General features: G+C 59.2%; 24 protein-coding genes. 12 read left to right on the forward strand and 12 right to left on the reverse strand.

Features of this window, described 5'->3' with window-relative positions; all coding sequences use genetic code 11:
• Window positions 1-37 precede the first annotated feature (37 nt).
• The 8 genes from M2360_RS06555 to M2360_RS06590 all read right to left on the reverse strand — a co-directional run bounded on the left by M2360_RS06555 (window position 38) and on the right by M2360_RS06590 (window position 9,015).
• Window positions 38-1,366 (reverse strand): extracellular solute-binding protein, encoded by a 1,329-nt coding sequence (locus M2360_RS06555; RefSeq protein WP_280773796.1) that lies wholly within the window; start codon window positions 1,364-1,366, stop codon window positions 38-40.
• Window positions 1,367-1,453: 87 nt separating this feature from the next.
• A complete protein-coding gene (locus M2360_RS06560; protein WP_280773798.1) occupies window positions 1,454-2,305 on the reverse strand; it encodes a carbohydrate ABC transporter permease in 852 nt (283 codons plus the stop codon).
• Window positions 2,302-3,207, reverse strand: coding sequence for a sugar ABC transporter permease (locus tag M2360_RS06565; RefSeq protein WP_280773799.1), 906 nt, complete (start codon window positions 3,205-3,207; stop codon window positions 2,302-2,304). The genes M2360_RS06560 and M2360_RS06565 overlap by 4 nt, the downstream gene beginning before the upstream one ends.
• Complete coding sequence (gene ugpC, locus M2360_RS06570) at window positions 3,200-4,303, reverse strand: sn-glycerol-3-phosphate ABC transporter ATP-binding protein UgpC (protein WP_280773801.1); 1,104 nt, start codon at window positions 4,301-4,303, stop codon at window positions 3,200-3,202. Before ugpC ends, M2360_RS06565 begins: the two co-directional genes overlap by 8 nt.
• 38 nt (window positions 4,304-4,341) lie before the next feature.
• Window positions 4,342-5,856, reverse strand: a complete 1,515-nt coding sequence (locus M2360_RS06575; protein WP_280773802.1) for an alpha-N-arabinofuranosidase — start codon at window positions 5,854-5,856, stop codon at window positions 4,342-4,344.
• Window positions 5,857-6,041: 185 nt separating this feature from the next.
• Window positions 6,042-6,968 (reverse strand): helix-turn-helix domain-containing protein, encoded by a 927-nt coding sequence (locus tag M2360_RS06580; protein WP_280773803.1) that lies wholly within the window; start codon window positions 6,966-6,968, stop codon window positions 6,042-6,044.
• Between the two features lie 67 nt (window positions 6,969-7,035).
• A complete protein-coding gene (locus tag M2360_RS06585; RefSeq protein ID WP_280773805.1) occupies window positions 7,036-8,406 on the reverse strand; it encodes an amidase in 1,371 nt (456 codons plus the stop codon).
• 150 nt (window positions 8,407-8,556) lie between these two features.
• Complete coding sequence (locus M2360_RS06590; RefSeq protein WP_280773806.1) at window positions 8,557-9,015, reverse strand: Lrp/AsnC family transcriptional regulator; 459 nt, start codon at window positions 9,013-9,015, stop codon at window positions 8,557-8,559.
• 137 nt (window positions 9,016-9,152) lie between these two features.
• Here M2360_RS06590 and M2360_RS06595 point away from each other — a divergent pair, with 137 nt between their 5' ends.
• On the forward strand, window positions 9,153-9,902 hold the full coding sequence (locus tag M2360_RS06595) for a tryptophan 2,3-dioxygenase family protein (RefSeq protein ID WP_280773807.1): 750 nt from the start codon (window positions 9,153-9,155) through the stop codon (window positions 9,900-9,902).
• A gap of 313 nt (window positions 9,903-10,215) precedes the next feature.
• On the opposite strand, the gene M2360_RS06600 is transcribed toward M2360_RS06595, so the two are convergent.
• Entirely contained in the window at window positions 10,216-10,479 is a 264-nt protein-coding gene (locus M2360_RS06600) for a WGR domain-containing protein (protein ID WP_280774079.1), read from the reverse strand.
• 249 nt (window positions 10,480-10,728) lie between these two features.
• Here M2360_RS06600 and repA point away from each other — a divergent pair, with 249 nt between their 5' ends.
• From repA to M2360_RS06620, 4 genes are all read left to right on the forward strand, one after another.
• A complete protein-coding gene (repA, locus tag M2360_RS06605; protein WP_280773808.1) occupies window positions 10,729-11,928 on the forward strand; it encodes a plasmid partitioning protein RepA in 1,200 nt (399 codons plus the stop codon).
• Entirely contained in the window at window positions 11,925-12,911 is a 987-nt protein-coding gene (gene repB / locus M2360_RS06610; RefSeq protein WP_280773810.1) for a plasmid partitioning protein RepB, read from the forward strand. Before repA ends, repB begins: the two co-directional genes overlap by 4 nt.
• 153 nt (window positions 12,912-13,064) lie before the next feature.
• Window positions 13,065-14,282: a plasmid replication protein RepC gene (gene repC / locus M2360_RS06615; protein ID WP_280773811.1), complete on the forward strand. Its 1,218-nt coding sequence runs from the start codon at window positions 13,065-13,067 to the stop codon at window positions 14,280-14,282.
• A gap of 138 nt (window positions 14,283-14,420) precedes the next feature.
• Window positions 14,421-15,218, forward strand: a complete 798-nt coding sequence (locus M2360_RS06620) for a creatininase family protein (protein ID WP_280773813.1) — start codon at window positions 14,421-14,423, stop codon at window positions 15,216-15,218.
• On the opposite strand, the gene M2360_RS06625 is transcribed toward M2360_RS06620, so the two are convergent.
• A complete protein-coding gene (locus M2360_RS06625) occupies window positions 15,209-16,153 on the reverse strand; it encodes a LysR family transcriptional regulator (protein ID WP_280774080.1) in 945 nt (314 codons plus the stop codon). The two genes, M2360_RS06620 and M2360_RS06625, sit on opposite strands and share 10 nt — an antisense overlap.
• A 181-nt stretch (window positions 16,154-16,334) precedes the next feature.
• Here M2360_RS06625 and M2360_RS06630 point away from each other — a divergent pair, with 181 nt between their 5' ends.
• The 6 genes from M2360_RS06630 to M2360_RS06655 all read left to right on the forward strand — a co-directional run bounded on the left by M2360_RS06630 (window position 16,335) and on the right by M2360_RS06655 (window position 22,331).
• On the forward strand, window positions 16,335-17,345 hold the full coding sequence (locus M2360_RS06630) for an ABC transporter substrate-binding protein (protein WP_280773814.1): 1,011 nt from the start codon (window positions 16,335-16,337) through the stop codon (window positions 17,343-17,345).
• 68 nt (window positions 17,346-17,413) lie between these two features.
• Window positions 17,414-18,232 (forward strand): ABC transporter ATP-binding protein, encoded by an 819-nt coding sequence (locus M2360_RS06635; protein WP_280773816.1) that lies wholly within the window; start codon window positions 17,414-17,416, stop codon window positions 18,230-18,232.
• Window positions 18,232-19,041: an ABC transporter permease gene (locus M2360_RS06640; RefSeq protein WP_280773818.1), complete on the forward strand. Its 810-nt coding sequence runs from the start codon at window positions 18,232-18,234 to the stop codon at window positions 19,039-19,041. Before M2360_RS06635 ends, M2360_RS06640 begins: the two co-directional genes overlap by 1 nt.
• A complete protein-coding gene (locus M2360_RS06645) occupies window positions 19,041-20,342 on the forward strand; it encodes a cytosine deaminase (protein WP_280773819.1) in 1,302 nt (433 codons plus the stop codon). The genes M2360_RS06640 and M2360_RS06645 overlap by 1 nt, the downstream gene beginning before the upstream one ends.
• A 1-nt stretch (window position 20,343) precedes the next feature.
• On the forward strand, window positions 20,344-21,750 hold the full coding sequence (locus M2360_RS06650; RefSeq protein WP_280773821.1) for an FAD-binding oxidoreductase: 1,407 nt from the start codon (window positions 20,344-20,346) through the stop codon (window positions 21,748-21,750).
• Window positions 21,750-22,331, forward strand: coding sequence for an NAD(P)H-dependent oxidoreductase (locus tag M2360_RS06655; protein WP_280773823.1), 582 nt, complete (start codon window positions 21,750-21,752; stop codon window positions 22,329-22,331). Before M2360_RS06650 ends, M2360_RS06655 begins: the two co-directional genes overlap by 1 nt.
• Before the next feature lie 4 nt (window positions 22,332-22,335).
• On the opposite strand, the gene M2360_RS06660 is transcribed toward M2360_RS06655, so the two are convergent.
• Window positions 22,336-22,725, reverse strand: coding sequence for a Rid family hydrolase (locus M2360_RS06660; RefSeq protein WP_280773825.1), 390 nt, complete (start codon window positions 22,723-22,725; stop codon window positions 22,336-22,338).
• A gap of 9 nt (window positions 22,726-22,734) precedes the next feature.
• Between M2360_RS06660 and M2360_RS06665 the strand changes: the two genes are divergently transcribed.
• Entirely contained in the window at window positions 22,735-23,013 is a 279-nt protein-coding gene (locus M2360_RS06665; protein ID WP_280773827.1) for a hypothetical protein, read from the forward strand.
• A gap of 194 nt (window positions 23,014-23,207) precedes the next feature.
• Here the strand turns inward: M2360_RS06665 and M2360_RS06670 are convergent, their stop codons facing one another.
• Entirely contained in the window at window positions 23,208-24,785 is a 1,578-nt protein-coding gene (locus M2360_RS06670) for a cyclic peptide export ABC transporter (RefSeq protein ID WP_280773828.1), read from the reverse strand.
• Between the last annotated feature and the right edge of the window lie 38 nt (window positions 24,786-24,823).

Consider the following 24,823-nt stretch of genomic DNA (forward strand, 5'->3'; position numbering starts at 1 on the left):
GGCGATGAGGCGCGGAGACCGCGCCTCGCCTGGGAGATCAGAGATTGGCGAGCAATTCGTTGACGCGGGCCTCCGCGTCCGTCAGCGCTGCATCGATTTCTTTCTGGCCGGTGATCGCCGCGCCCAGTTCCTCGCCGAGGATGTCCTGAAGCGCGAACTGGCGCTGGACGTCTGACGGCAGCGGACGGCCGAGTTCGGCGACGACAGAGATCGTGTCGCGATGCGGCAGCGCCTTGAACGCGTCGGATGCAATCACCGACTTGATCGTCGGCAGATGGCCCGTGCGCGACCATTCGAAATCATTGTCGACGAAGAATTTCAGGAACTTGGCGATGGCTGCGGTTTGTTCGGGCGTACGCTCCTTGGCCGAGACCGCCCAGCTGTGTCCGTCTGCGAACTGCGCCTTGGCGCCCCCGAACAGTTGCGGATAGGGATAGACGGCGTATCCGCCCTTGTTGAGCGCCGTGCCCTCCGTCTTGGACGCGAGGTCGTAATCGCCCACCACCCAGGTGCCATTCAGCTGTACGCCGCCCTCGCCCTGCAGGAAGGCGTTGATCGCCGCGCCGTAATCGAGATCCTTGGTCGTCAGGTCCTTGTCGAAGATCGCCTTATACATCTCGACGACCTTCTTGGCCTCGGGCGTATTGATCTTGATGCTCTTGGGATCTGCGAAGAAATCGGAATCCTGCTGGAAGAGATAGGTGTAGAAATTGCGCATATAGAGCGCGGTTTCATTGGCAAGATTCTGCACGAAATAGGGCTTGCCGGTCTTGGCCTTGAACTGTTCGGCCTGGGCGAAAAGCTCTTCCGGGCTCTTCGGCATCATCGGCGTGCCGTCGGCATTGACAAGGCCGGCCTGTTTAAAGAGGTCCATGTTGATGTGATACAGCATGGTCCAGGTGTCGATCGGCAGGCCGTAGAACTTGCCGTCCTTGGTGACGCCCTTGACGGCGGCGTCGGTGAACACGTCCTTGGATACCCCGACCGAGGCGAGGATATCATCCAGCGGCTGCAAGAGACCCTTCGACTGATAATCGGACAAAGCGGATTCGTGGATCGTAACGATGTCTGGCGCATCGCCGGCCGAGAACTGGGCGTTCAACTGTTCATAGCCCGGCCATTCCACCGTCGTCACCGTGACATGGACATCGGGATTGTCGGCGTTGAACTTGTTGATCAGCGAGGTGATGATGCCGCATTCGCCGACCGCCTTGGCGACATCGGTGTTTTCGCCGAAGTCGGCCTCGCAGGCGCCGAAGAAGCGCTGCACGGTCAGTTCGACCGGATCGGCAAGGGCTGACGAGGCGGTCATCAGCGCAAGCCCCGAAATGGCGGCTCGCGCGTAGCGCAGGAATGTCGATTGCATCACAGTTTCCTCCTTTGCGCCGGACCCTCCCGGTCCGGCTGTCGTTGAAACGCTCCCCGCCCGAAAGCGAGGCCTCCATAAACTCTGCTAGCGGACAGCGGCCCCGGACACCGCCGTGACGATGTATTTCTGAAAGAACAGATAGACGACGAGGATCGGCGCGCCCGCAAACACCGCCTGCGCCATGAGGTAGCCGATCCCTTCCGACTGCGCGAAATTGGTCTGGGTCGAGGCCATGCCGACCGTCAGCGTGTACATGTCCTTCTTGGTGGCCGAGATCAGCGGCCAGAAATAGTCGTTCCAGGAGCCGAGAAAGGTGAAGATGCCGAGCGTGGCCTGCGCGGGCAGCGTCAGCGGCAAGAGCACTTTCCAGAAGATCCGGAAGCGGCTGGCATTGTCGAGCAGCGCCGCCTCGTCAAGCTCACGCGGAATGGCGCGAAAATATTGCGTCATCAGGAACACGCCGAAGGCGCTGGACAGGCCCGGCAGGATCAGGCCCTGATAGGTGTTGTGCCATTTGAGCAGGCTGAAGATCTGGTGGCGCGCCACCAGCACCGCCTGCTCCGGCACGGCGAGGCCGAGAAGCACGATTACGAAAAGCGCATCGCGCCCTTTGAAGTTCAGCCGCGCAAAGCCATAGCCGGCGAGTGATGACAGGATGAGCGTGCCGACCGTCATCACGATCGACACGATCAGGCTGTTCAGCACCCAGCGAAACACCGCCGAAGTGTGGATGATGTTGATGTAGTTCTCGATCACATAGGGCGGATGAAAGACCGAGTTTGGATCGACCATCAGCTCGGCATTGTTCTTCAACGACAGACCGACCACCCAGATGGCGGGCAGCACCATCGCCAGCGACAAGAGGATTGCAAGCCACAGGATTACCCGATCGCCCAGGCTTCGGCCATAGGCCGGCGAATTGGACAGGCCGCTCATCGGGCGTCTCCTTTTCGTCTGGTCAGGACATATTGCGCCATGGCGGCGATGAGGATGATGATGAACAGGATTTCCGACGCTGCAGCGCCAAGGCCGACATCCATGCGCCGGAAGGCTGTGTCATAGATATAGAGCACCATCGGTTTGGTGACATTTCCCGGGCCGCCCTTGGTCATCAGCCAGGACTGGCCGAACAGCTGGAATTGCAACACGATCTGGATGATCAGCACGAGCGCGAAGGTGCGCTTGATCGACGGCAGCGTGATCGCGGTCAGCGTGCGCCAACGGCTGGCGTTGTCGAGCGCCGCCGCCTCGTAGATATCGGCGGGAATTTGTTGCAAGGCAGAGAGAAACAGCATCATCGGCAGGCCAATGCACCACCAGATCGTGGCGATGGCGATGCCGAACATGGCGAGATTGGGATCAGAGAGAAAGGCGGGCGCCGGTGCGTCGAACCAGCCATAAATGGTGGCGAGCATGCCGTATCTCGGAATGAAGACAATGCGCCAGATCAGGGTGACGATGGTGACCGACAGCACCGAGGACGAAAAGAACAGCGTGCGCATGACAGCAGCGCCGCGGGTGCGCCGGTTGAGCGCCACCGCCAGGAACAGCCCGAGCGCGGCAAGCGTCGGCGCGGTCAACAGCACGAAATAGAGCGTGTTCCAGACCGATTGCAGAAACACCTTGTCCTTGAACAGTCTGACATAATTGCCGAAGCCGATAAAGCGACCGGTCGAGAAGGTGTCGGCCTTGTGAAAGCTCAGCCAGATGCCCCAGAACAGCGGCGCGACAAGCAGTCCGGTAAACACTGTGAGGAATGGCGCGATGAAGAGCGCGTTTTTCCAGTCCGGCGCGTTGATGTCGCGGCTTGGGATGCGGATCGCGCGGGTCTCAGCCATCGCCCGCCTCCCGCGCATGCCAGCCGCGGCCGGTTTCATCGAAGAGATGCGCCTTGGCTCCATCGAGCCGGAGCGAGATCAGTTCACCGATCTTGAGCCGGGATTGCCCTTCGGCTGTGGCGGTCACGACCTGTCCACCGGGCAGTCTGGCGTAAACGAGCGTGCGATCGCCGAGACGCTCCAGCACGTCGACCACGCCATCGACGTCGCCCTGGCCGGGGCCCGCGACGCCCACGCTTTCGGCGCGGACGCCGAGCGCCGTCTTGCCCGCAGGTGTGGAGGCCGCGTCGATCGCAGTCCTGACCCGAAGTCCGTCCGCGGCTTGGGCCACGAAGACGCCATCGATTGCTTCGAGCCTCTCGAGATCGATGAAGTTCATGGCCGGGGCGCCGACAAAGCCGGCAACGAAACGCGTCGCCGGGCGATCATAGATCTCCATCGGCGCGCCGATTTGTTCGATCTTGCGATTGTTCATCACCACGATGCGATCGGCGAGCGTCATCGCTTCGATCTGGTCATGGGTCACGAAAATCATCGTCGATTTCAGACGCTGATGCAGTTGAGCAAGCTCGATGCGGGTGCGGGTGCGGAGCGCCGCATCGAGATTGGAGAGCGGTTCGTCAAATAGGAAGGCCTTGGGCTCCTTGACCACCGCGCGGCCAATGGCGACGCGCTGCCGTTGGCCGCCCGAGAGCTGGCCGGGCTTGCGATCAAGCAGATGGCCGATTTCCAGCATGCGCGCCGCTTCCTGGATGCGGGCCGCGATCACGTCCTTGCCGACCGAGATGTTCTCCAGCCCGAAGGCCATGTTCTGCCGTACGGTCATATGCGGATAAAGCGCATAGGACTGGAAGACCATCGCGACGCCGCGCTGGCCGGGCGGCAGCGCATCGATCCGCTCGCCATTGATGCGGATTTCGCCGTCATCGACGCTTTCGAGGCCAGCAATCATGCGCAGCAGCGTGGACTTGCCGCAGCCCGAAGGGCCCAGGAACACCACGAACTCGTGGGCGGGAATGGTGAGCGACAATTTGTCGAGCACCGTCAACGCCCCGAAGCGCTTGCTGACGTCCTTGATTTCGATTTCAGCCGTCACCGCAACCTCCTCCCGAGAAGTCCAGGGGTTTCCACCTCTCAAACCTTGATGCGGATCATCTGGTAGGAATAGCCGGCGAAGTCGGCGCTCAGGCGGCTGCCGTCGATGCGAGCCCCCTCCCCTCTCTTCGGAACGACATTGTCGGGATGGGCGGCGCTGTTGACGGCGCGGAGATCGGCATGCGTCATCACCTGATGATCGACGATGACGGGCGCGGTTTCACCGAAGCCTTCGATGCTGAATTCGGCCCGGACCGGCGCGTCCGAGCGGTTGACGATGAAGAAGGCGACATGGCCTGTTTCCGTATCATGCACGGCGGAGACATCGAGGCTCGGCACTTCCCCGACAGCGGAAGCGGAATAGGTCGGGCTATCAACCGAAAGATCCAGCGCCCGGCCGCGCCCATAGAGCGAGGCGAAGAGATAGGGATAGAAGGTCGTCTGCCGCCAGGCCGCGCCATTGGGCTCGGTCATGATCGGCGCGATGACATTGACGAGCTGCGCCAGGCAGGCGATGCGCACCACATTGGAGCGCCGGATAAAGGTGTTGAGGATCAGGCCGACCTGCAGCACATCCTCGAAATTATAGATGTCTTCCAGAAGCGGCGGCGCAAACGGCCAGCCTTCGGCGCCTCCAAGGATCTTCTTGTCCTGTTCGGCCGAGTGATACCAGACATTCCATTCGTCGAAGGAGATATAGACAGTCTTCGACGAGCGCTTCTTGGCCTTGATGAAATCGATCACGCCGGCGACCGACACGATATAGTCGTCTAGCTTTTGGCTCTGGGCGAGATAATTGGCGGTGTCGCCGGCCTTGTTGTCGAAATACATATGCAGCGAGATGTAATCGACCTCGTTATAGGTATGGTCGAGAACCGTCGCTTCCCAGGAGGGATAGGTCGCCATTTTGGCGTTGGAGGAGCCGCAGACAACGAGCTCCAGCGACTTGTCGAAGGCGCGCATGGCCTTGGCGGTCTCATGGGCCAGTCGTCCATATTCGTCGGCGGTCTTGTGGCCGATCTGCCAGGGGCCATCCATTTCATTGCCCAGGCACCAGAGCTTGATGTCGAAGGGTTCTGTGCGTCCGTTCTGGATGCGCATGTCGCTCCAGTAACTGCCGCCGGGATGGTTGGTGTATTCGAGTAGATTGCGCGCCTCGTCCAGACCGCGGGAACCGAGATTGACGGCCATCATCATCTCGGTGCCGACGGATGAGCACCAGTCGGCGAATTCATGCAGGCCGACTTCGTTGCTTTCAGAGGTGTGCCAGGCGAGGTCGAGGCGAACAGGGCGCTGTTCTTTCGGGCCGACGCCGTCTTCCCAATTATAGGCGGAGACGAAATTGCCGCCGGGATAGCGAACGATCGGAACATTGAGCTCGCGGACGAGATCGATCACGTCGCGGCGCATGCCGTGTTCGTCCGCCGTGGCGTGGCCCGGCTCGTAGATGCCGGTATAGACGGCGCGGCCGAGATGCTCGATGAAGGATCCATACAGGCGCGGATCGATTTCAGATACAATGTAACGCGCATGCGCCGTCACGGTCGCCTTCATGCTATCCTCCCATGCATATCATCGCTGATGATTTAAATCATCTTGAGTGATATCAATCATCATTTCGGCAGGGAGGTCAAGGCTGGGCCGTTCAAAAATATGACTATTGAAGGAGGCGACTTCAGCTTTAAAGGCCTATATCACTGATATCGTTGAATATGTGTCCATATCGTGAAATGTGATTTTTAAAGCGTCCGGATGCGCAGCACGATGTCCTCGTCGTAATTGCCAAAACCGCGTCCGAAAATGTTGATGCCGCCGGGATGCCTGGCATCGTCGCGCACGCCGATCCGCACTCGAATCGAGTGGTGATGGAGCAGATCGAGATCGCTGATGGTGACATCCGAAATCTTCACCCCGTCGACATAAGCGCCGTCGGCGGACACGCGCCAGTTCTTGAGTTTGCCATATTGCGAGCCCTTCAGCTTCCACCAATCGGGCGTGTAGACGCCGCGCTTGTCGCCGAAATCGCCGGGTGAGGTCCAGGTGCCGATATCCTTGCCATTGATGGCGACCGTGATGTCGGAAGGCCAGTCGGCGCTGGTGCCGGGCACTTCAGAGCTCAGCTCCACCGCCAGTTCGAGATCGCGAATCTGCGCGCCGGTCAGCTTGGCGTTGTTGGGAAACTGATATTCGACATGGCCGCGCGTGAACCACAAAAGCCCGGCATTCATGCGGTCCGGATCGAGAAAGGCGTTGGGCACATCGAGCAGGCCGATAATGCCTTCCGTGGAACAGAGGCCGCAGGGCGCTGTGACTTCGAAACCGGTATAAAGGCCGATCGGCATGGAGACTTCGATAACGTCGGTCTTTACCGCCTTATAGGCGCTCTTGAAGACGACCAGCACCTCCTCATAGGTGGGATGGCAGATCTTCTGGCTGCCCTTGCGCGCTTTATGAGTTTCCGTGCGGATCAAACCACCGTCTTCCAGAACCTGAATGTTGGTGGAAACGGTGGATTGCGGAAGGTCGAGTTCAGCGGCGATGTCGTTGACATTCATCGGCCCCTTTTCGTGCAACAGTTTCAGCATCTGCACGCGAAGGGGTGAAGCGAGGCCCTTGAGGACGCTAGCGCCCTCCTCCGGCTCGATGACGAGGAAATTTCTGCTCATGAATGAAGGCGCGCCTGAACGTGTTGAGCGTCTTTCGTATCAGACTATTTGATCTAATCAAACAATTTTAGCGCTCACCCCGCACGACCGCCTCCGCCGAAAGCGCTGTCGCCAGCAGGTCGTCATCGCTATTGGCAAGTCCCGACAGCATCAGGCCCACGGGCATGCCGGCATCGCCGAAGCCGCAGGGCAGCGAGACGCCGCACCAATCCAGAAAATTGCCGATCAGCGTGTTGCGCAGCGTCTTGCCATTGGTGGCGAAGAACAGGTCGTCGTCCTGGCGCAGCGGTTCGATCAGCGGCGCGACATGCGGCAGGGTCGGCGTCAGCACCAGTTCGCCCGGCGCCAGCAAAGCGGCGAATTCCGTCTGCATTGCCTGGCGCCGCTCCACGATATGCAGGTAATCGGGAAGACTGATACGTTCGCCGAGGCGCGCGCGGGCGACGACGCGGGGATCCATGCGCGCGGCATCGGGGCCCGAAAGCCTTTCTTTGTGGAGAGCAAAAGCCTCGGCCGTCACCAGCGGGCCTCGCTCGGCCATCAGCGCGAAGATGTCGGAGATCACCGGAAAAGCCTGACGACGGATGACGGCGCCGGCGCGCGCAAGACGTTCCACGGCCGCTTCAAAGGCCTCCACCACGCCCGTTTCCGCGCCATCAAAGAACACGGTGTCGGCGATCACGAAGCGTTGGCCAACGAGGGACCGTCTCGAAATCAGCGGCGCCGTGAGATTGCGCATGGCGGCGTCGATCCAGACGGCGTCCTGCACCGTGCGGCAGAGTGGACCGAGCGCATCCAGGCTCGCAGCCAGCGGAAAGACGCCCTTCATCGAGTAGCGGCCGCGCGTTGCTTTATAGCCTACGATGCCGTTGAAGGCTGCGGGGATGCGGATGGAGCCGCCGGTGTCAGTGCCCATCGCGGCCGGCACAAGGCCAGCGGCCACGGCCGCAGCCGAGCCGGACGAGGAGCCGCCGGTGATGCGATCGTCGTTGCCGGACGCCGGATTGCGCGGCGTGCCAAAATGTGGATTGAGCCCGAGCCCGGAAAAGGCGAATTCGCTCATATTGGTCTTGCCGACGCTGACCATGCCGGCGGCGGACAACGCCTTGACGACATCGGCATCGGCGCTCGCTGGCGGTTGACCGGAGAGCACGACGGAGCCAGCGGTGGTGGTGACGCCTGTGACATCGAAGAGATCTTTCCAGCCGAAGGGAACGCCATCCAGAAGTCCCAGGGAACGACCGTCGCGGATGCGGCACGAGGAGGCCTGTGCTTCCGCCCTTGCCCGTTCGGGCGTGAGGCAGATAAAGATCGCTTGGTCTGGATACCTGTCTATGGCATCGAGCGTTTCGTCGATGAGATCCCGCGGGTCCAGTGCGCCGGTCTGAATCGAGGCCGCTATGCCGGCAATCGACCGGCCCCGTTGTTCGTTGCTCATCTTAAAGCTTCCTCTTCATGTCTTTTTACCCGACGAGTATTCAAGTCGGCATGAGAGAGCGTTTCAGATCCAAGGTGTCAAGATTGGGTCGTTGGGAAAACGGTGCGGCGTCGCAGCTATAAGGGTTGCTCCCCCTCTCACGCATTTCCGTCAAAGACTGTCGGCCGCCAGCGAGATACGTGGTTGTGTCTTCACCTCTCGGGTGATCATCGAGGTCACGAATTTGCGTATGCCCGGTAGGCGACAGATGACGTCCCGGAGCAACCGATCAAGACCCGGCATGTCGGCGGCGGCGATATGCAGCGTATAGTCGGCGTCTCCCGTTGTGGCGTGGCACCGCAGGATCAGCGGCTGTCGTTGGGCGGCGGCCTCGAACTGGTCGGCAAGTGTGAGATCAACGGAGACGTGGATGAAGGCTTCGAGCGAAAAGCCAAGCCGCTTTGCGTCCAGCAGAGCGCGATATCCGGTGATGTAGCCTTCCGTTTCCAACGTTTTGACACGCGTCCAGCATGGAGTTTTTGAGAGGCCTACCAATTCAGCGAGGTCGGCAAAGGACATTCGCGCATCTTTTTCGAGCGCGTGTAGGATTTTACGGTCGATGTGGTCCATGGAACAATGTCCTGCTCGATCGGAGGGCGCGGCAATATCGGACTGCAGTTTGTCAGACCATGGCGTGAATTCAAGACATTGTTCGGCGACCGTCGCGATATGGTTGAGGCTTCAAATGCAAAGCGAGGGACGCCGAAATGAAGACAAAGCGTGAGTATTACGACCTGATCGAACAGCCCCAGATGCTCGACTACGGCGTCTATCTGAACTGCGATCGTTTGCTGACTTGCCAGAAACCGCTAGACGACCTCTGTAATGCCGATGAGTTGCAGTTCCAGATTGTTCACCAGGTCGAAGAACTCTGGATGAAGCTGATCTGTTACACGCTTGTTGATGTGATCGGTTATCTCAACGAGGCCAACACGCATCGTGTGGTTACGCTGATGGGCCGCGTCCACCGGCTGATGCGCTTGATGACTGAACAGCTCGACGTGCTCGAAACAATGTCGCCGAAGGAATATCAGGAAATCCGCCTGCAGCTCGGCAACGGATCCGGCCAGGAATCTCCGGGTTTCAAGCTGTTGCTGCGCATGCCGTATGATCTCTGGGATGCGTTTAAAGCGAGCTATCTCGATGGCAAGGGGCTATCTGTCAAGGATGTCTATGACGGCAAATATGATCATGGCGACAGCTATGTGGCGGCCGAGGCGCTGGTCGAGTTCGACGAATTGTTCCAGAAGTTTCGCGCCAACCATGTCTATCTCATTCAACGGTCGATCGGCCTTGGATCGAAATCGCTGAAGGGGCGGCCGGTCGATATGTTGCAGGCCGGCGCGAGACATCGCTTCTTCCCCGAATTGTGGGATATCAGGGCTGAGATGACCGATGCCTGGGGTGCATCTTATGGCGTGGTCCGCGACGCCATTCATGAAAAGTCATCTGCCTAAGATTGGCGGTTGCGATGTCCTTCCTTGTAGGTTGGGCAATGCCAGTCGAGTGACGAGGGGACCTGAGGCCATCTGCCGAGATGGTCGTCGCCGACCGTAGCCAGCCGTAAGGAAGGGGAGCAGATCGGAAAACAAGGGTGAGTTGCTGGCGCCCCGTGATTGGGGCGCTTGGCCACCGGTTCTGCGCCCTCGCCTGATACAAACATTTCTCCCGTATTGCCGATTGGTGATATTGGGTGGGGCGAAATCCCGTCTTTCCAACGTCGTGCGTCAGGTGGGCCGCTGGAAAGCGGATAGGGCATGAACGGGTCTGTCATCGCTTGTCTTCCTTGGGGATATAGGCGTTGCTCATGTTTGAGAATTTCCGGGCGCGCCATACCTCCATGGCGCTTTTTGCCTCTTTAAGATTTGAATACATATCCACCGCCAGCCGCCCGTGCTGGCCGATCCTGCCCCAACGACGTTCAAGCCGTATACCGCCCAGAAGATCATGGGTGATTTCCAGTGCGAAAAAGCGGGCCATGTTTCGGCCCGGATCCCGTCGTTCGCCATAGAGTTTGATAGTGTCTCTGATCATGGCTGGAGTATCGCCGGCGGTTTTCGGTTCGTCCAATCAGGAGTTTGAATCGGTTGCGCGCTTCGATTCATCTTTGTGATGGATCGCAGTTCAAAAGGCGTCGTTTAGGGGAAAAATCAGTGTTGGCCGCGGCCAACTTTTTGGCGTTTGGCGCCAATTCCGAATCGTGGCATAACCGGTACGGTTTTTAAACGCTAGACGTCTAGTTTCCGTATCAGGACGCAAACCGTTTTACGAAGGAAATTCGACTTGACCGCAAACACCGTCGCAACGACCGATGTTCGTATACAGCGCCAAGCTAAACAGCTTTCGCGCCAATTGAAGCTGTTGTCGGAGCATTTGTTTCCGCCGCAGTCTCAAAAGCAGCTCCGGACTTTCTCTTCCGGCGACGCCGCGCAGCTGATAGGCGTATCCGATGGCTATCTGCGGCAGTTGTCGCTGGATGGAAAAGGCCCTGCTCCCGATGTGAACGGCAGCGGGCGCCGTTCCTATACGCTGTCTCAGATCAACGAACTTAGGCAGCATCTGGCCACGGTCAAGCCTAAAGACGCGTTGTCGCTTATGCCGCATCGCCGGCCGGGTGACAAACTGCAGACAATCGCGGTGACCAATTTCAAGGGCGGCTCGGCCAAGACAACGACGACGCTTTACCTCGCGCAGTTCCTGGCCCTGAGCGGCTATCGCGTGCTTGCCGTCGACCTTGATCCGCAGGCGTCGCTGTCGTCCATGCTCGGCGTCCAACCTGAGTTCGATCTCGGTGAAGGCGACACTCTTTATGGCGCGATCCGTTACGATGACCAACGGCGCAGCCTGAAGGATGTGGTGCGCAAAACCTATTTCGACGGCCTCGATTTGGTTGCCGGCAATCTCGAACTGATGGAGTTCGAGCATGAGACGCCGCGGGCGCTGGCTGAGCGCCGCAATACTCAGAGCGAACCGTTTTTCCGGCGCGTTGGCGCAGCGATCGCCGAGGTCGAAGCCGATTACGATATCGTCGTCATCGATTGCCCGCCGCAACTGGGTTATCTGACGCTGGGCGCGGTTTGCGCGTCGACTGCGATGCTGATTACAATTCATCCGCAAATGGTGGATGTTGCCTCGATGTCCCAGTTTCTCCTGATGACCTCGGATCTGCTTGCCGTGGTGCGCAGGGCAGGCGGGGATCTCTCGCATGACTTCATCAAATATGTCGTGACACGCCACGAACCCTTTGATGGGCCGCAGTCACAAATTGTCGCTTTGTTGCGGAGTCTTTTCTCCGACGACGTTCTGACGGCGACGATATTGAAGTCGACGGCAATATCGGATGCCGGTCTGTCCAAGCAGACGCTATACGAGATCGAGCGCGGTCAGGTTCGGAAGTCAACTTATGACAGGGCGCTTGAATCCATCAACGCCGCCAATGCGGAAGTCCTGGCCAATATCCTCAAGGTTTGGGGGCGCAAATGAGCAGAAGAACAACGCTCAGCGGCATTTTTCAGCAGTCGGTCGAAGGGTTGGCCGCGGCCAACTTCGACGAACAGGACGAGCCTCGCGGTCCAGCGGGTCCAGTGAAGTCCATGGCCCTGACGCTTGGACGGATGGAAGACGAAACCAAGGCGCTGCAGGAAGCGTTGAAATCGGGGCATCACGTCCAGGAACTCGATCCTGCGTTGATTGATCCGTCCTTCGTCCGGGACCGTCTCGATGAGATCGAATTCTCGGAAGACGATCCGTTTGTGCAGTCGATCGCCGAAAACGGCCAGGAAGTTCCGATTCTCGTTCGTCCGCATCCTATGACTGAGGGGCGTTACCAAGTGGCTTACGGCCACCGGCGTCTCAAGGCGGCCATCGTCCTGGGCATCAAGGTCAAGGCCGTTGTGCGCCAATTCGACGACCAGTCCTTGGTTATCGCCCAGGGCATAGAGAATGGCGAACGCAAGAACCTGTCCTATATCGAGCGCGTGGTTTTCGCCCAAGCGCTGGAGCAGAAGGGGTTTACGCGACAAACGATCATGAAGGCTTTGTCCACGGACAAAACCGAATTGTCCAAAATGCTTTCCGTTGCTGGAAATGTCCCTGGGGAACTCATCCGCCTCATAGGATCGGCGCCAGGCATCGGCCGGCGGAAATGGCTGGCTCTGTCCGAGGCTTTGACGCCAAAGACATTGGCGCCAGCAATGGCCCGCCTCGAAACGGTCGATGCGCGAGCAATCACGTCCGATGAACGTTTCGAACTGGCCTTGGCGTCTGTTACCGCCAAGAACGATCTCGAAGCTGTCGCAGTCCATTGGTCGCCCAAGGCTGGCGGCGATATGGCGGCAAGCATGAAAGCCGGCAGGAAGACATTCGTTTTGTCGCTTAAATCGGCGGACGCCGCAGCTTTCGGAGACTTTCTCTCGAAGAGGCTAGACGCCCTCTTTGAAGACTATGTGAAAACCAGAGGAGAATGACGCAAAAGAAAAAAGGCCCCCAAAACGTCGCCGCTGTGGAAGCCTCTCTTTGATTGAGCCCTTCGAGAATCGCATTCCCACAGACATTAGTCAAGAGTGTTTGGCGTCAATTTGGCGGATGGATTTCTTTTGCCTTTAGAAAGGTGAGAGATCATGCGAATCGGATACTTAACGACGCCCTTCGGGCGGCGGCCGGCGAAGCTTGCGCTAGTGAAGCGTCAGCTTGACGCAGGAGAACCGGGTGGCGACAGGACAGTGGACAAATGGAAAGTGTTTCGCGATGTTTGCGAAGCTCGTTCCCTGCTCGGTCTTCAAGACCGACCGCTTGCAGTTCTCAATGCGCTTTTGAGTTTTTATCCTGACACTGATTTGGCGGACGGTCAGGCAATGATTGTGTTCCCGTCCAACGCACAATTGTCGCTGCGAGCACACGGTATTTCCGGCGCGACCCTGCGACGGGCCCTGGCGGCGCTGGTCGAGGCGGGGGTGATTTTTCGTCGCGACAGCCCAAATGGGAAGCGTTACGCCCGCCGAGATCAGGATGGCGATGTGCAAACGGCTTTTGGCTTTAGCCTGGAGCCTCTGCTTGCAAGGTCCGATGAATTGGCGTTGCTCGCCCAGCAGGTCGCCGTTGAAGCCGCCCGGCTTCGGCAGGCGAGGGAGACTTTGACACTTTTGCGCCGGGATCTGCGGAAGCTGATTTCCGCCGCATTGGAGGAGGGGGCGGCCGGCAACTGGGCTGAGCTGGAAGATCGCTACATTGCAATTATGGCGGCGCTCCCTCGAAATCCGGGAAGTGAGTTCATCGATAAAACGACGGAGAAGCTCCAGGCCTTGATGAAAGATGTAACCAACACACTGGAATTTCAGCTAAAATCTAAAAAAATGCACTCCAATGACAGTCTAAATGAGCGCCACATACAGAATTCAAATACCGAATCCATCAATGAATCTGAAACCGCTTTAGAAGAAAAGCAGTCAGCAAGACCTGCGGTGGATGGCAAAAACCTGAATCCTGGGCTGAAGGCCTTCCCTTTGGGATTGGTGTTGCGAGCGTGCCCGCAAATCAGCGATTATGGGCCTGGGGGTGTGATTGCGAGCTGGCGTGACCTGATGGGCGCGGCTGTGGTGGTCCGCTCTATGCTCGGGGTTAGCCCGTCCGCCTATCAGGACGCCTGTGTCGCGATGGGTCCCGAAAACGCCGCCACAGCCATGGCATGCATTCTCGAGCGGTCCGGTCACATCAATTCGGCTGGCGGATATCTCCGAAGCCTGACGGTCAGAACGCTACAGGGCGAGTTCTCGCTTGGGCCTGCGCTGATGGCTTTGCTGAAGGCTAACGGCCAGCCAGCGTCCCTTCGGGCGGGATAGCCAGTTAGATGTTGGGTGTGCGACATGAAAACAAACATCATCTCTAAAAAAGGCATCATAGTTGGCGCAATTTGATGCTTTTGGTGCTCCGGATTTTGACCTAAGCCACCCGGGAAACACTTCGGGAAGCGACTGCCGATGACAAAGAGATTCTATTGGAACGAACTGACAAGCCAGGAGTTTCGTGGGCTTGATCCGGAGACCACCATAGCGATCCTGCCGTTGGCTTCGACTGAACAGCATGGTCCGCATCTTCCGATTTGCACTGATGTCGCCATCGCCAATGGCATGCTGGGCGAAGTGCGCGCATTACTGCCGGAACATCTCGACGTGCTGGTCTTGCCGACACAGGAGATCGGCAAGGCCAATGAACATATTCACGGTCCGGGGACCCTTTCACTGCCTGCTGAACTTTTGATTCAGGCCTGGACTGCGATCGGCCAGAAGGTGTCGGAGGCGGGCATTCGCAAGATGATCATCGTCAATTCCCATGGCGGGAATCTGGATATCATGAGCATCGTATCGCGCGAAATGCGCGTTCGCTTCAATATGGCGGTCGTGGCCACGCAATGGAGCCGTTTTGGATCGCCGGAAGGACTGTTCGATCCGCGTGAAATGGCTTTCGGTATCCATGGCGGCGAGGTCGAAACCTCGATCATGCTGCATTTCCGTCCTGATCTGGTGAAAATGGCGAAGGCGGAGAACTTCATTTCAAAAGCGGAGTGGATGAAGGAAAACACGCGCTATCTGCAACCCTTGCCGCCTCATGCGCTGGCCTGGATCGCTCATGATCTCAACCCCAATGGCGTTGTGGGCGATGCCTCGAAGGGAACAGCGGAAAAGGGCGCGCTCTATTGCAGGCATGTGGCCAGCGCCTTCATCGATCTGATTGAAGATCTCAAGGCCTATCGGCTGTCCAACCTCTATCAACCTTGAACGACTTCCGTCACGGCTGGCAATCCCTGCAGTTCGCGCACCATTTCCACGAGTTCGCCTAGCAGGAATTCCACAAACAGGCTGGTCACTGTATCCAGCGAGGCGCGGGCGCGGGTAAATAGTTTCAGCTGCTGGTGTCGCACATAGGGATCTGCGAGCGGTCGATAGACCAGTTCGCCGCGCCGGCATTCGGCCAGAACGTCAAGTGGGTTCAACAGCGTCAACGCCTTGCCGTGGCGCACGATCTGCTTGAGCATTTCCGAAGAATTGGTCTCCAACGCCGGCTCGATCGGCAAGGGCAGGGGCGCCAGAATCAGGTTGATCATGTCCCGCAACGAGGTTCCCGGCAACGCCAGCACAAGCTTTTCCTGCACCACGTCGATCAGGCTCACGCGCGGGCTTCCCGCCAGCGCATGGCCTGGCGGCAACACCACGCCGATGGGAATATCGAAGTTCGCCAGCGTGCGGATGCCGGGCGTGGCCGGAATGTTGAAGCCGAGACCGAGATCGACCTCGCCTGATATTACCGGATTGATCGTGGTGGAGCCGCCGTCATTGCGCAGCGACACCCGTACGCGCGGATGCTCGGTAATAAAGCGCGCCATCAGTTCCGGCAGCGGACCGGCGGCCAGGCCAACCGTGGTGACGATCGAAACCTTGCCGGCCTGCGGCATTTTCAGCCCGCGAATACGGCCCTCAAGCTTCTCGTAATCCTTTAACACATCGCGAATATGCTCAATGCAGAGTTCCCCGGCCGCCGTCAGCCGCAGGCCGCGCGGCAAGCGCTCGAAGATCTGCACGCCGAGTTCTTCCTCCAAAGCCAGGATCTGCCGGTTGATGGCCGATGACGCGACATTCAGGCGATCCGCTGCTTTGCGGATCGAACCGCAACGGGCGATCTCGTCGACATAGAGAAGTTTTCGGGAGTGCAGCAACATTCAGCATATCCTGCCAAAAAAAAAGTCACGCCGCACATTTGGGCGACACTGTTTAGAACTCTGCCAAAAAGGCATCAATGCGGACGAAATTTGATGCTTTTCAACGCGCATTGCAAGCGTTCAATTGCCGTCAGGAGACGCTGCTGCTGGCGTGCGGAACGAAGAGGGACGACACAAAATGCTGAATGTCATGAAAGAATATCTGCTGTCTGCGGCCTTTGGGCTCGCGCTTTTGACCTCTCATGCAGCCCTTGCCGAAGACAAGGTGACCTATGGCACCAACTGGCTGGCGCAGGCCGAACATGGCGGCTTCTATCAGGCCGTCGCTGATGGCTCCTACAAAAAGCATGGCCTTGACGTCACCATTGTCCAGGGCGGCCCCAATGCCGCCAACAGTGCGCTGTTGATTGCCGGCAAGATCGATTTCTACATGGGCAGCGCCATGGAGGAGCTTTCCGCCGTCGAACAGGGTATCCCGGTCACCAATGTTGCGGCCCTGTTTCAGAAAGATCCGCAGATCCTGATGGCGCATCCCGACAAGGGTATCGACAAGTTCGAAGACCTTGCCAAACTCAAGACCATTTTCATGGGTAAGGACGGCTATCTCACCTATTTCAGCTGGATGAAGGCCAATTATCCGGGCTTCAAAGATGAGCAATACAAGCCCTATAACTTCAATCCCGGCCCGTTCATCGCCGATCCCGATTCCGCCCAGCAGGGCTATCTGACATCCGAACCTTATGAGGTCGAGCGCCAGGCCGGCTGGAAGCCGCAGGTGTTCCTGCTGGCGGATGCCGGCTATGCCCCTTACTCCACCACCATCGCTGCCCGCACTGAACTCGTCGAGAAGAACCCCGATCTGGTTCAGCGTTTCGTGGATGCGTCGATCGAGGGTTGGTACAACTATCTCTATGGCGACAACAAAGCCGCCAACGATCTGATCAAGAAGGACAATCCTGAAATCACAGACGGTCAGATCGCCTATTCGATCGCCAAGATGAAGGAATATGGCATTCTTGAATCGGGCGAGGCGCTGACCAAGGGCATCGGCTGCATGACCGACGAGCGCCAGAAGGAATTCTTTGACGCCATGGTCAAGATCAAGGTGTTCAAGGCCGATACCGACTACAAGAAGGCCTTCACCACCCAGTTCGTCTGCAAAAGCGTCGGCATGAACCTCAAGAAGTAATGCTTTGCGCCGTCGCCGCGAGAGCGGCGGCGGCAATCCCTATCGTCCGTACGCCAAAGTCCATTTTCATGACGCATGACCCCGAACCCGAGCAAAGCGTGACCAGGAAGCGGCCGCTTGTGACGATGAAGTCGGTCTCCAAGACCTTTTCCAGCGGCACGCTGGCGCTGACCGACATGTCGCTGACCGTGCGGCAGGGGGAATTCGTGAGCCTGCTCGGGCCTTCGGGTTGCGGCAAGTCCACGGCTCTGCGCATCATTGCGGGCCTCGGCGGGCCAAGCTCGGGGGAGATCGACTGGCCGAGTTCGCAGATCAATGCGCGGGGGCTTCCCGAGGGCGACATCTCCTTCGTCTTCCAGGAACCGACGCTGATGCCTTGGCGCACTGTTTACGGCAATGTGCATCTGCCGTTGCTGCTCAAGGGCGTTTCCGCCAAAGCCGCCCGGCCGCGCATCATGGAAGCGCTAGCCACGGTGGGTCTTGCCGATTTTGAGAAAGCCTATCCGCGTGAATTGTCCGGCGGCATGAAAATGCGCGTCTCAATCGCCCGCGCGCTGGTGACTCGGCCAAAACTTTTGTTGATGGATGAACCCTTTGCGGCGCTGGATGAAATCACCCGCCAGAAGCTCAATGACGATGTCCTGAAGCTCTGGAAGGAGACCGGCATTTCGGTGATCTTCGTCACCCATTCCGTCTATGAATCCGCCTATCTGTCCAGCCGCATCGTGGTGATGCGCGCCCGGCCTGGCCGGGTGCATGAGGATTTTGCACTCGACGCCAATGTCGAGAAGAACGAGGATTTCAGGCTATCGGACGCCTATCGCAATGCGTGCGACCGGGTGTCCCGCTCGCTGGCCGACGCCATGTATGGACAGGAGGCGCATTGATGGCTGATCTCAACGCAGAAAAGCGCCGCGACCTGTTACTGAAAATTCTGGTGCCGACTTGTGTCATTGCCATCCTGATCGTCATATGGGACCTTTCAGTGCGCATCAGCGGCGCAGCGCCCTATATCCTGCCCGGGCCGATCCCTGTCGCCACAGCGCTGGTCAATGACTGGGGCATTCTCTGGCCCGCCTTTCTCGTCACCGCCCGCATCACGCTGGTATCGCTGGCGTTGGCGCTGATCGGCGGAGTAGGCTTTGCAATCTTTCTCGTCCAGTCGCGCTGGATCGAACTGGCGTTTTACCCCATCGCCGTCATTCTACAGGTCACGCCGATCGTGGCGATCTCGCCGCTGATCCTGATCTATGCGCCGACCACACAAGTGGCGCTGTTGATCTGCGCCTTTCTCGTGTCTTTCTTCCCGATCCTGTCCAATATGGTTCAGGGGCTGAAAAGCGTGGACCATAATCTGCTCAATCTGATGGAGCTTTATGGCGCGTCACCTCTGCAGACGCTTATTCATCTAAAGATTCCGGCCGCACAACCCTATTTCATGACCGGCCTCAGGATCGGCGGCGGGCTTGCGCTGATTGCAGCGGTCGTGGCCGAATTTGCCGCAGGCTCGGCAGGCGCGGGCTCTGGCCTCGCATTTCGGCTGCTAGAGGCGCAGTTCCGTCTAAATATTCCTCGCTTGTTTGCAGCGCTGCTGATGCTGTCTGTTCTCGGGGTCGCGCTGTTTTCGCTCACCTCCTTCCTGTCCTGGCTGGTGCTGCACCGCTGGCATGAGAGCAGCCTGAAGAGGGAAAACTGATGCTCACAATCCCCACCGCCCGCCGCTATCAATTGCGCAACGCCACGATCCCCGCCGATCTCGCGCCCGGGCTTTCAGCGCCGGCGGTTCAAGGGCTGGCGACGGCCGATCTCGTCATCGCCGATGGTTTGGTCGAGTCGATCACCCCTGCTGGCGCGGATTTGCCGCTCGATGCATCCGTTGATCTGCGCGGCGGCATGGTCTGGCCGTGCTTCACCGACATGCACACCCATCTCGACAAGGGCCATATCTGGGAGCGGGCGCCCAATCCCGACGGCTCGTTTATGGGCGCGCTGGAAACGGTGCGGGCCGACAGCGCTAGCCATTGGAGCGCAGCGGATGTCTCAGCCCGCATGGAGTTTTCGCTGAAGACCGCCTATGCGCATGGCACGCAGCTGATCCGCACCCATCTCGACAGCCTGCCGCCGCAGCATCGCATTTCCTTCGGCGTGTTTGAGGCCATGCGCGAGCAATGGCAGGACCGCATCGCGCTGCAAGCCGTGGCGCTGTTTCCCTTCGACATCATGACCGAAGAGGCGGATTTCACTGATCTCCTCACTGTGGTCCAGGCGAGCGGCGGCCTACTCGGCGGCTTTCCGCTGATGAACCCGGAGATCGACAGACAATTCGACCGCCTGTTTCGCGCCGCCGCTGAATACGGTCTAGACATTGATCTGCATGTGGACGAGACGGCCGATCCGAGCGCGATGACGCTGAAGGCGATCGCCGAAGCCAAGCTGCGGCATAATTTTCAAGGCGCAGTGACCGTCGGTCATTGCTGTTCGCTTGCACAGCAGAATGAGGACGCCGCCAAGCGGGTTGTTGAGCTGGTTGCCAAGGCCGATCTCGCCGTCGTGTCGCTGCCGATGTGCAACATGTATCTGCAGGATCGCCATGCCGGCCACACGCCCCGCTGGCGGGGCGTTACACTTGTGCATGAATTGCGCGCCGTCGGCGTCCGCGTTGCTGTCGCCTCCGACAACACCCGCGATCCGTTCTACGCCTATGGGGATCTCGATCCGGTAGAAGTGTTCCGCGAGTCGGTGCGCATCCTGCATCTCGATCACCCCCTCGATCACGCAGCCAACGTCATCACGTCTATGCCGGCGTCCATTCTCGGGCGCCCCGAGCTTGGCGTCATCGCTGTGGGACAGCCGGCCGATCTCGTATTGTTCAGCGCCCGCCGCTGGAGCGAATTTTTGTCCCGTCCGCAATCCGATCGCACCGTCCTGCGCAAGGGGCGTCCCATTGACAGGACCCCGCCTGACTATCGCGACCTCGATCCCATCCTTGGAGCCTGACATGCCTGATTACGCCGCTCTCATCAAAGAACTCGACGGCATTGCGATCGAGGACAATCCGGCGCTGGTGAAGCAGAAAAGCCGGGATTTCTACTGGTATTCGCCGGTGCTCAAGGCGCAGCTCGATCATGTCACGGCCGATCTCGTGGTCTCGCCCGTGTCAGAAGAAGAGGTGATCCGCACGCTGAAAGCCGCCTATGCGCATGGCGTGCCGGTCACGCCGCGTGGCGCGGGAACCGGCAATTACGGTCAGGCCATGCCGCTGTCGGGCGGCATCGTGCTCAATCTCGCCAATATGAACAAGGTCAAGGAAATCCATCCGGGCCGCGTCATCGCCGAACCCGGCGTGATCATTTCCCAGCTCGACAAGCAGACCCGCGCCCATTCCGGCCAGGAACTGCGCTTTCATCCGTCGACGGCGCAGACCGCCACCCTCGGCGGCTTTGTCGCGGGCGGCTCCGGCGGCGTGGGCTCGATCACCTGGGGCGGCCTGCGCGATATCGGCAATATTCTACGCCTCCGAGTGGTGACGATGGAGGCCGAACCGCGCGTGCTCGATCTCACCGGCATGGACCTGCACAAGGTCTCGCACGCCTATGGCACCAATGGGATCATCACCGAAGTCGAGATGCCGCTTGCTCCGGCCTATGACTGGGTCGACGTGCTCGTGGGCTTTGACGATTTCATGGACGCTGTCCGCTTCTCCGATGCGCTGGCGCATGAAAACGGCCTGTTGACCAAGGAGATCGCGCCGATCGCCGCGCCTGTGCCGCATCTTTATTTCACCCGCCACAAGCCATGGATCCGCGACGGCCAATCCGTTGCGGTGCTGATGGTCGCGCCGTTTGCGATGGGGCCGTTCGAAGCCTTCGCGCGCACCCAGAAGGCTGAGATCATCTTCCGCTCCGACACAGTCGAGAGCATGAAGGGCATTCCGCACGCCTATGAGCTGGCCTGGAACCACACGACGCTGAGGGCGCTCAAAGTCGATCCCAACTTCACCTATCTGCAGGTGCAATATCCAAGCCCCGATCACGTCGCCAAGGTCGCCAGGATGACCGAGATTTTCGGCGATGAAGTGCCCGGCCATCTCGAATTCATTCGTTTCAATGGCGAGATCCAGTGCGCCGGCCTGCCGCTGGTGCGCTACACGACTGAAGAGCGGCTCAACGAGATCATCCGCATCCATGAAGACAATGGCTGCCCGATCTTCAATCCGCATCGCTATACGCTGGAGGAGGGCGGCATGAAGCAGACCGACCAGGTGCAACTGGCCTTCAAGCGAGAAACCGATCCCAAGGGGCTGCTCAATCCCGGCAAGATGATCGCCTGGGAAAATCCCGATTTCGATTTCACCGCGGGCAAGAATTTCCTGTTCCGCGGGCTCGAATCCATGGGAGTATCCTGATGCGCGTTCTTCTGCTGCATTCACATCCGGTCGAAGAAAGCTATGGCGCGGCGCTGCACAAGACCGCGCGCGAGGCGCTCGCGCGCGCCGGCCACACGGTCGATGACTGCAATCTCTATGCCGAGGGTTTTGATCCCGTGATGTCGCGGCATGACCGGATCGTCTATCACGACTATCCGGAGAACACGAAACTGGTCTCATCCTATTGCGACCGGCTGCTGGCCGCAGAGGCGATGGTGATCGTCACACCCGTATGGAATTTCGGCTTTCCGGCCATGCTGAAAGGCTATTTCGACCGCGTTTGGGTGCCCGGCATTTCGTTTGAACTTGTGGATGGCAAGGTGCAGTCGCGGCTTCGCCATATCCAGAAGCTCGGCGCAGTGCTGACCTATGGCGCAACGCCATTTCGCGCCTTTGTCGCCGGCAATCCGCCCAAGAAGATCGTCAAGCGCGTGCTGCGCGCTCAGATCAATCCTTGGAGCCCGGTGACTTTTCTGGCCCACTACGACATGAACCGCGCCACCGACCAGACCCGCATCGCTTTCCTCGACAAGGTGCGGGCGCGGATGGAAGCATTCTGAGCCGTCAGTCGATTTTTGCGGCAGTAACTTCCACCTCGACCAGGAATTCAGGTCGGGTGAAACCGGATACGATGATCAGCGTCGAGACCGGCTTGATGAGGCCGGTATAGCGGTCGCGCACCGCCATATAAGGCGCGAAATCCTCGCGCCGCGTCACGAAAGCCGAGATGCGGATCACATCCTCAAAGCTCATGTCGCCATCCCTGAGAATGGCGCCGATCGCTTCGAAGCAGAGGACGGCCTGGTCCTCGACGCTGTCGGGAATGACATCGTCCGTCGTCAGTCCCAACTGACCGGATGTCACCAGCAGCCGCGCGCCAGCGGGCACAGCGAGACCGTGATTGTAGTGACCAAAGGGACGGCGGACGGAGGGCGGATTGATTGCGGTCTTCATGAGACGATCTTGGATCTTTGGGCGCAATGGCCCAAGTGGGAACGATGTCTCTTCAATGGCATAGGCAAGCATTTTCCGCAAATCTTTCGAAGGCGTGCTTGCCCAACCATTTGGCGCCATGAAACCCTGTTCGTTATCTTCATGGCAGGCGCGATCACCGAAAAAAGAGATGGTTTCGATCCGGCCGCATTAACAGCCACATCACCTTCAGAGACGCGTAAAAGTAGCTTCGCCACATGCAACGGTGTGGGCTGTCGCGGTGAACTGGAATTGGAACATTGGGTGTGACCTGGGCAGGCCCGGCGCTTAACGGTATCAAGGCCAACAATCGCAATTGAATCTTTGTACCCGCAGGCAGGCTAATCCCTGCCATTTCGCCAAGCCATTCTTTCCAAAATGCGCCGATGTATCTCGTCTTGGTGGAACGCGGCAACCATGTCGCCACGAAAAGATCATGTTGCGACCCCGGCTATGAAGACGTTTCAATCCGTCATCGCGGACTTGAGGTGGAGAATATGGTCAGCGATGTGGAAATAACGGTCGTCATGGGAGATGACGATCAGCGTCTTGCCCTGGCGTTTCAACTCCGGAAGCAGTTCCTCGTAAAACATCCGGCGAAATCCAGGATCCTGATCCGCCGCCCATTCGTCGAGGACGAGGACCGGGCGCGCTTCGCTCCAAACATGCAGCAGGGCCAGCCGCTTACGCTGTCCGGCCGAGAGGTCGGTGGTCGTCAGGCGGCCATCTTTCACCGACACTTTGCCGTTCAGGCCCAGGCGATCGATATGACGGCTCCAGTCGTCTTCCGACAGCGACTGGCCGGGCGGCAGATCTTCGAAGAGATGAAAGTCGGACAGAACGGTAGAGAAGATCTGTCTATAGGCGTCACGCGTCTGGTCTGTGATCGTGACGCCGTCGACTTCGACCACACCCAAGTCTGGCGCATACAGGCCCAGCAGCAGTTTGGCCAGGGTTGTCTTGCCCGAGCCGTTGTCGCCGGTCACGAAGGTGATCTGTCCGGGTTCGAAGGTGAAATCGACGGGCCCCAGGCTGAAAGGCCGACCCTCAGCTGTGGCCGGATAGGCGTATTCGACCCCGCGGAAGGCGATCCAGGGAGACTGGCGTGAGATCGGCGCGGTCGGCGCGTCGTCGGAAACGTCGGCGTCCGGGACAATGCGGTCGAATGCGCTGCTGAGCTCCCCGATCCGGGCGAGCGCGACCTGGGCGCGGGCGATCGTCGGCAGGACGGCCATGATCTGCTCGACCGGCCCGCGCAGGAAAAGCAGAGCGAGCACGAAACCGGACAGGGTCTCGGCGTCGAGACCCAGCACGCTTCGGCTCGCGAGGACCAGCGCAATCAGCAGGAAAACCAGACCCGCGCCGAACCCGTTGGCGACGACGAAAATGCTCACCGCGCGCGTATTGATGGCGCGAATGCGGTTTACGGGTGTTTCGATTTGATCTTTGTAGACGCGAACGCGCCTCGATCGGTTGATCTTGAGTTCGCGGGCGCCGCCGATCATGTCGCCATAGGCGCGATGCAACTCGTCTTCGGCCGCCCGGGAGGCCTCAAAGCCCGCAATCCCCTTCTGGCGGGCGACGTACTGGACGACTGCGCCGAGTGTGAGGGCGATGGCGACCGCCAGGCACAGGGATGGAGACAGCAAGGCCAGCCAAACGAAACAACCGAGCGTGACGAGCAGCGAAATCGCCAGCGGCGCGGCGACGAATGCGAGGTCGCTGATCACGTCCACGTCATGAGTGAGAACTGGAAGCAGCCGATGCGACCGGTAGTTTTCCAGCGCCGCCACCGGCGCCCCGAAGACGCGTCTGGCCAGCCAGAGGCGAAGTTCGGCGACGATATTCTGTCCGACAAGATTGGCCAAAATGTCTGACGTGGCGCGAGCGGCGAGCGTGGCGACGCAAAGCGCCGCGAGCATGGCGCCGGTATATGCGTCCATGCCGGCGGGCCGGTTGAGTTCTGCGTTCACCAGCGACAGCAGCCAAACGGAGCCCAGCCCCGACATGCCGCCTGCAGCAGCAGACAAACCGATCAGCACAAAGGAGCGTCCGCTCCGCTTTATATCCAGGATACCTG

Source organism: Rhizobium sp. SG_E_25_P2, assembly GCF_029892285.1.
Classification (GTDB): Bacteria; Pseudomonadota; Alphaproteobacteria; order Rhizobiales; family Rhizobiaceae; genus Rhizobium_E.

Coding starts and splice junctions, on each gene's coding strand:
- M2360_RS06660 (WP_280773825.1), bottom strand. CDS start 22,725: ATGAAGACCGCAATCAATCCGCCCTCCGTCCGCCGTCCCTTTGGTCAC.
- M2360_RS06645 (WP_280773819.1), top strand. CDS start 19,041: ATGCTCACAATCCCCACCGCCCGCCGCTATCAATTGCGCAACGCCACG.
- repB (WP_280773810.1), top strand. CDS start 11,925: ATGAGCAGAAGAACAACGCTCAGCGGCATTTTTCAGCAGTCGGTCGAA.
- M2360_RS06650 (WP_280773821.1), top strand. CDS start 20,344: ATGCCTGATTACGCCGCTCTCATCAAAGAACTCGACGGCATTGCGATC.
- M2360_RS06600 (WP_280774079.1), bottom strand. CDS start 10,479: ATGATCAGAGACACTATCAAACTCTATGGCGAACGACGGGATCCGGGC.
- M2360_RS06635 (WP_280773816.1), top strand. CDS start 17,414: ATGACGCATGACCCCGAACCCGAGCAAAGCGTGACCAGGAAGCGGCCG.
- M2360_RS06585 (WP_280773805.1), bottom strand. CDS start 8,406: ATGAGCAACGAACAACGGGGCCGGTCGATTGCCGGCATAGCGGCCTCG.
- M2360_RS06630 (WP_280773814.1), top strand. CDS start 16,335: ATGCTGAATGTCATGAAAGAATATCTGCTGTCTGCGGCCTTTGGGCTC.
- repC (WP_280773811.1), top strand. CDS start 13,065: ATGCGAATCGGATACTTAACGACGCCCTTCGGGCGGCGGCCGGCGAAG.
- M2360_RS06590 (WP_280773806.1), bottom strand. CDS start 9,015: ATGGACCACATCGACCGTAAAATCCTACACGCGCTCGAAAAAGATGCG.
- M2360_RS06580 (WP_280773803.1), bottom strand. CDS start 6,968: ATGAGCAGAAATTTCCTCGTCATCGAGCCGGAGGAGGGCGCTAGCGTC.
- M2360_RS06565 (WP_280773799.1), bottom strand. CDS start 3,207: ATGGCTGAGACCCGCGCGATCCGCATCCCAAGCCGCGACATCAACGCG.
- M2360_RS06555 (WP_280773796.1), bottom strand. CDS start 1,366: ATGCAATCGACATTCCTGCGCTACGCGCGAGCCGCCATTTCGGGGCTT.
- M2360_RS06575 (WP_280773802.1), bottom strand. CDS start 5,856: ATGAAGGCGACCGTGACGGCGCATGCGCGTTACATTGTATCTGAAATC.
- M2360_RS06620 (WP_280773813.1), top strand. CDS start 14,421: ATGACAAAGAGATTCTATTGGAACGAACTGACAAGCCAGGAGTTTCGT.
- M2360_RS06560 (WP_280773798.1), bottom strand. CDS start 2,305: ATGAGCGGCCTGTCCAATTCGCCGGCCTATGGCCGAAGCCTGGGCGAT.
- M2360_RS06655 (WP_280773823.1), top strand. CDS start 21,750: ATGCGCGTTCTTCTGCTGCATTCACATCCGGTCGAAGAAAGCTATGGC.
- M2360_RS06595 (WP_280773807.1), top strand. CDS start 9,153: ATGAAGACAAAGCGTGAGTATTACGACCTGATCGAACAGCCCCAGATG.
- M2360_RS06640 (WP_280773818.1), top strand. CDS start 18,232: ATGGCTGATCTCAACGCAGAAAAGCGCCGCGACCTGTTACTGAAAATT.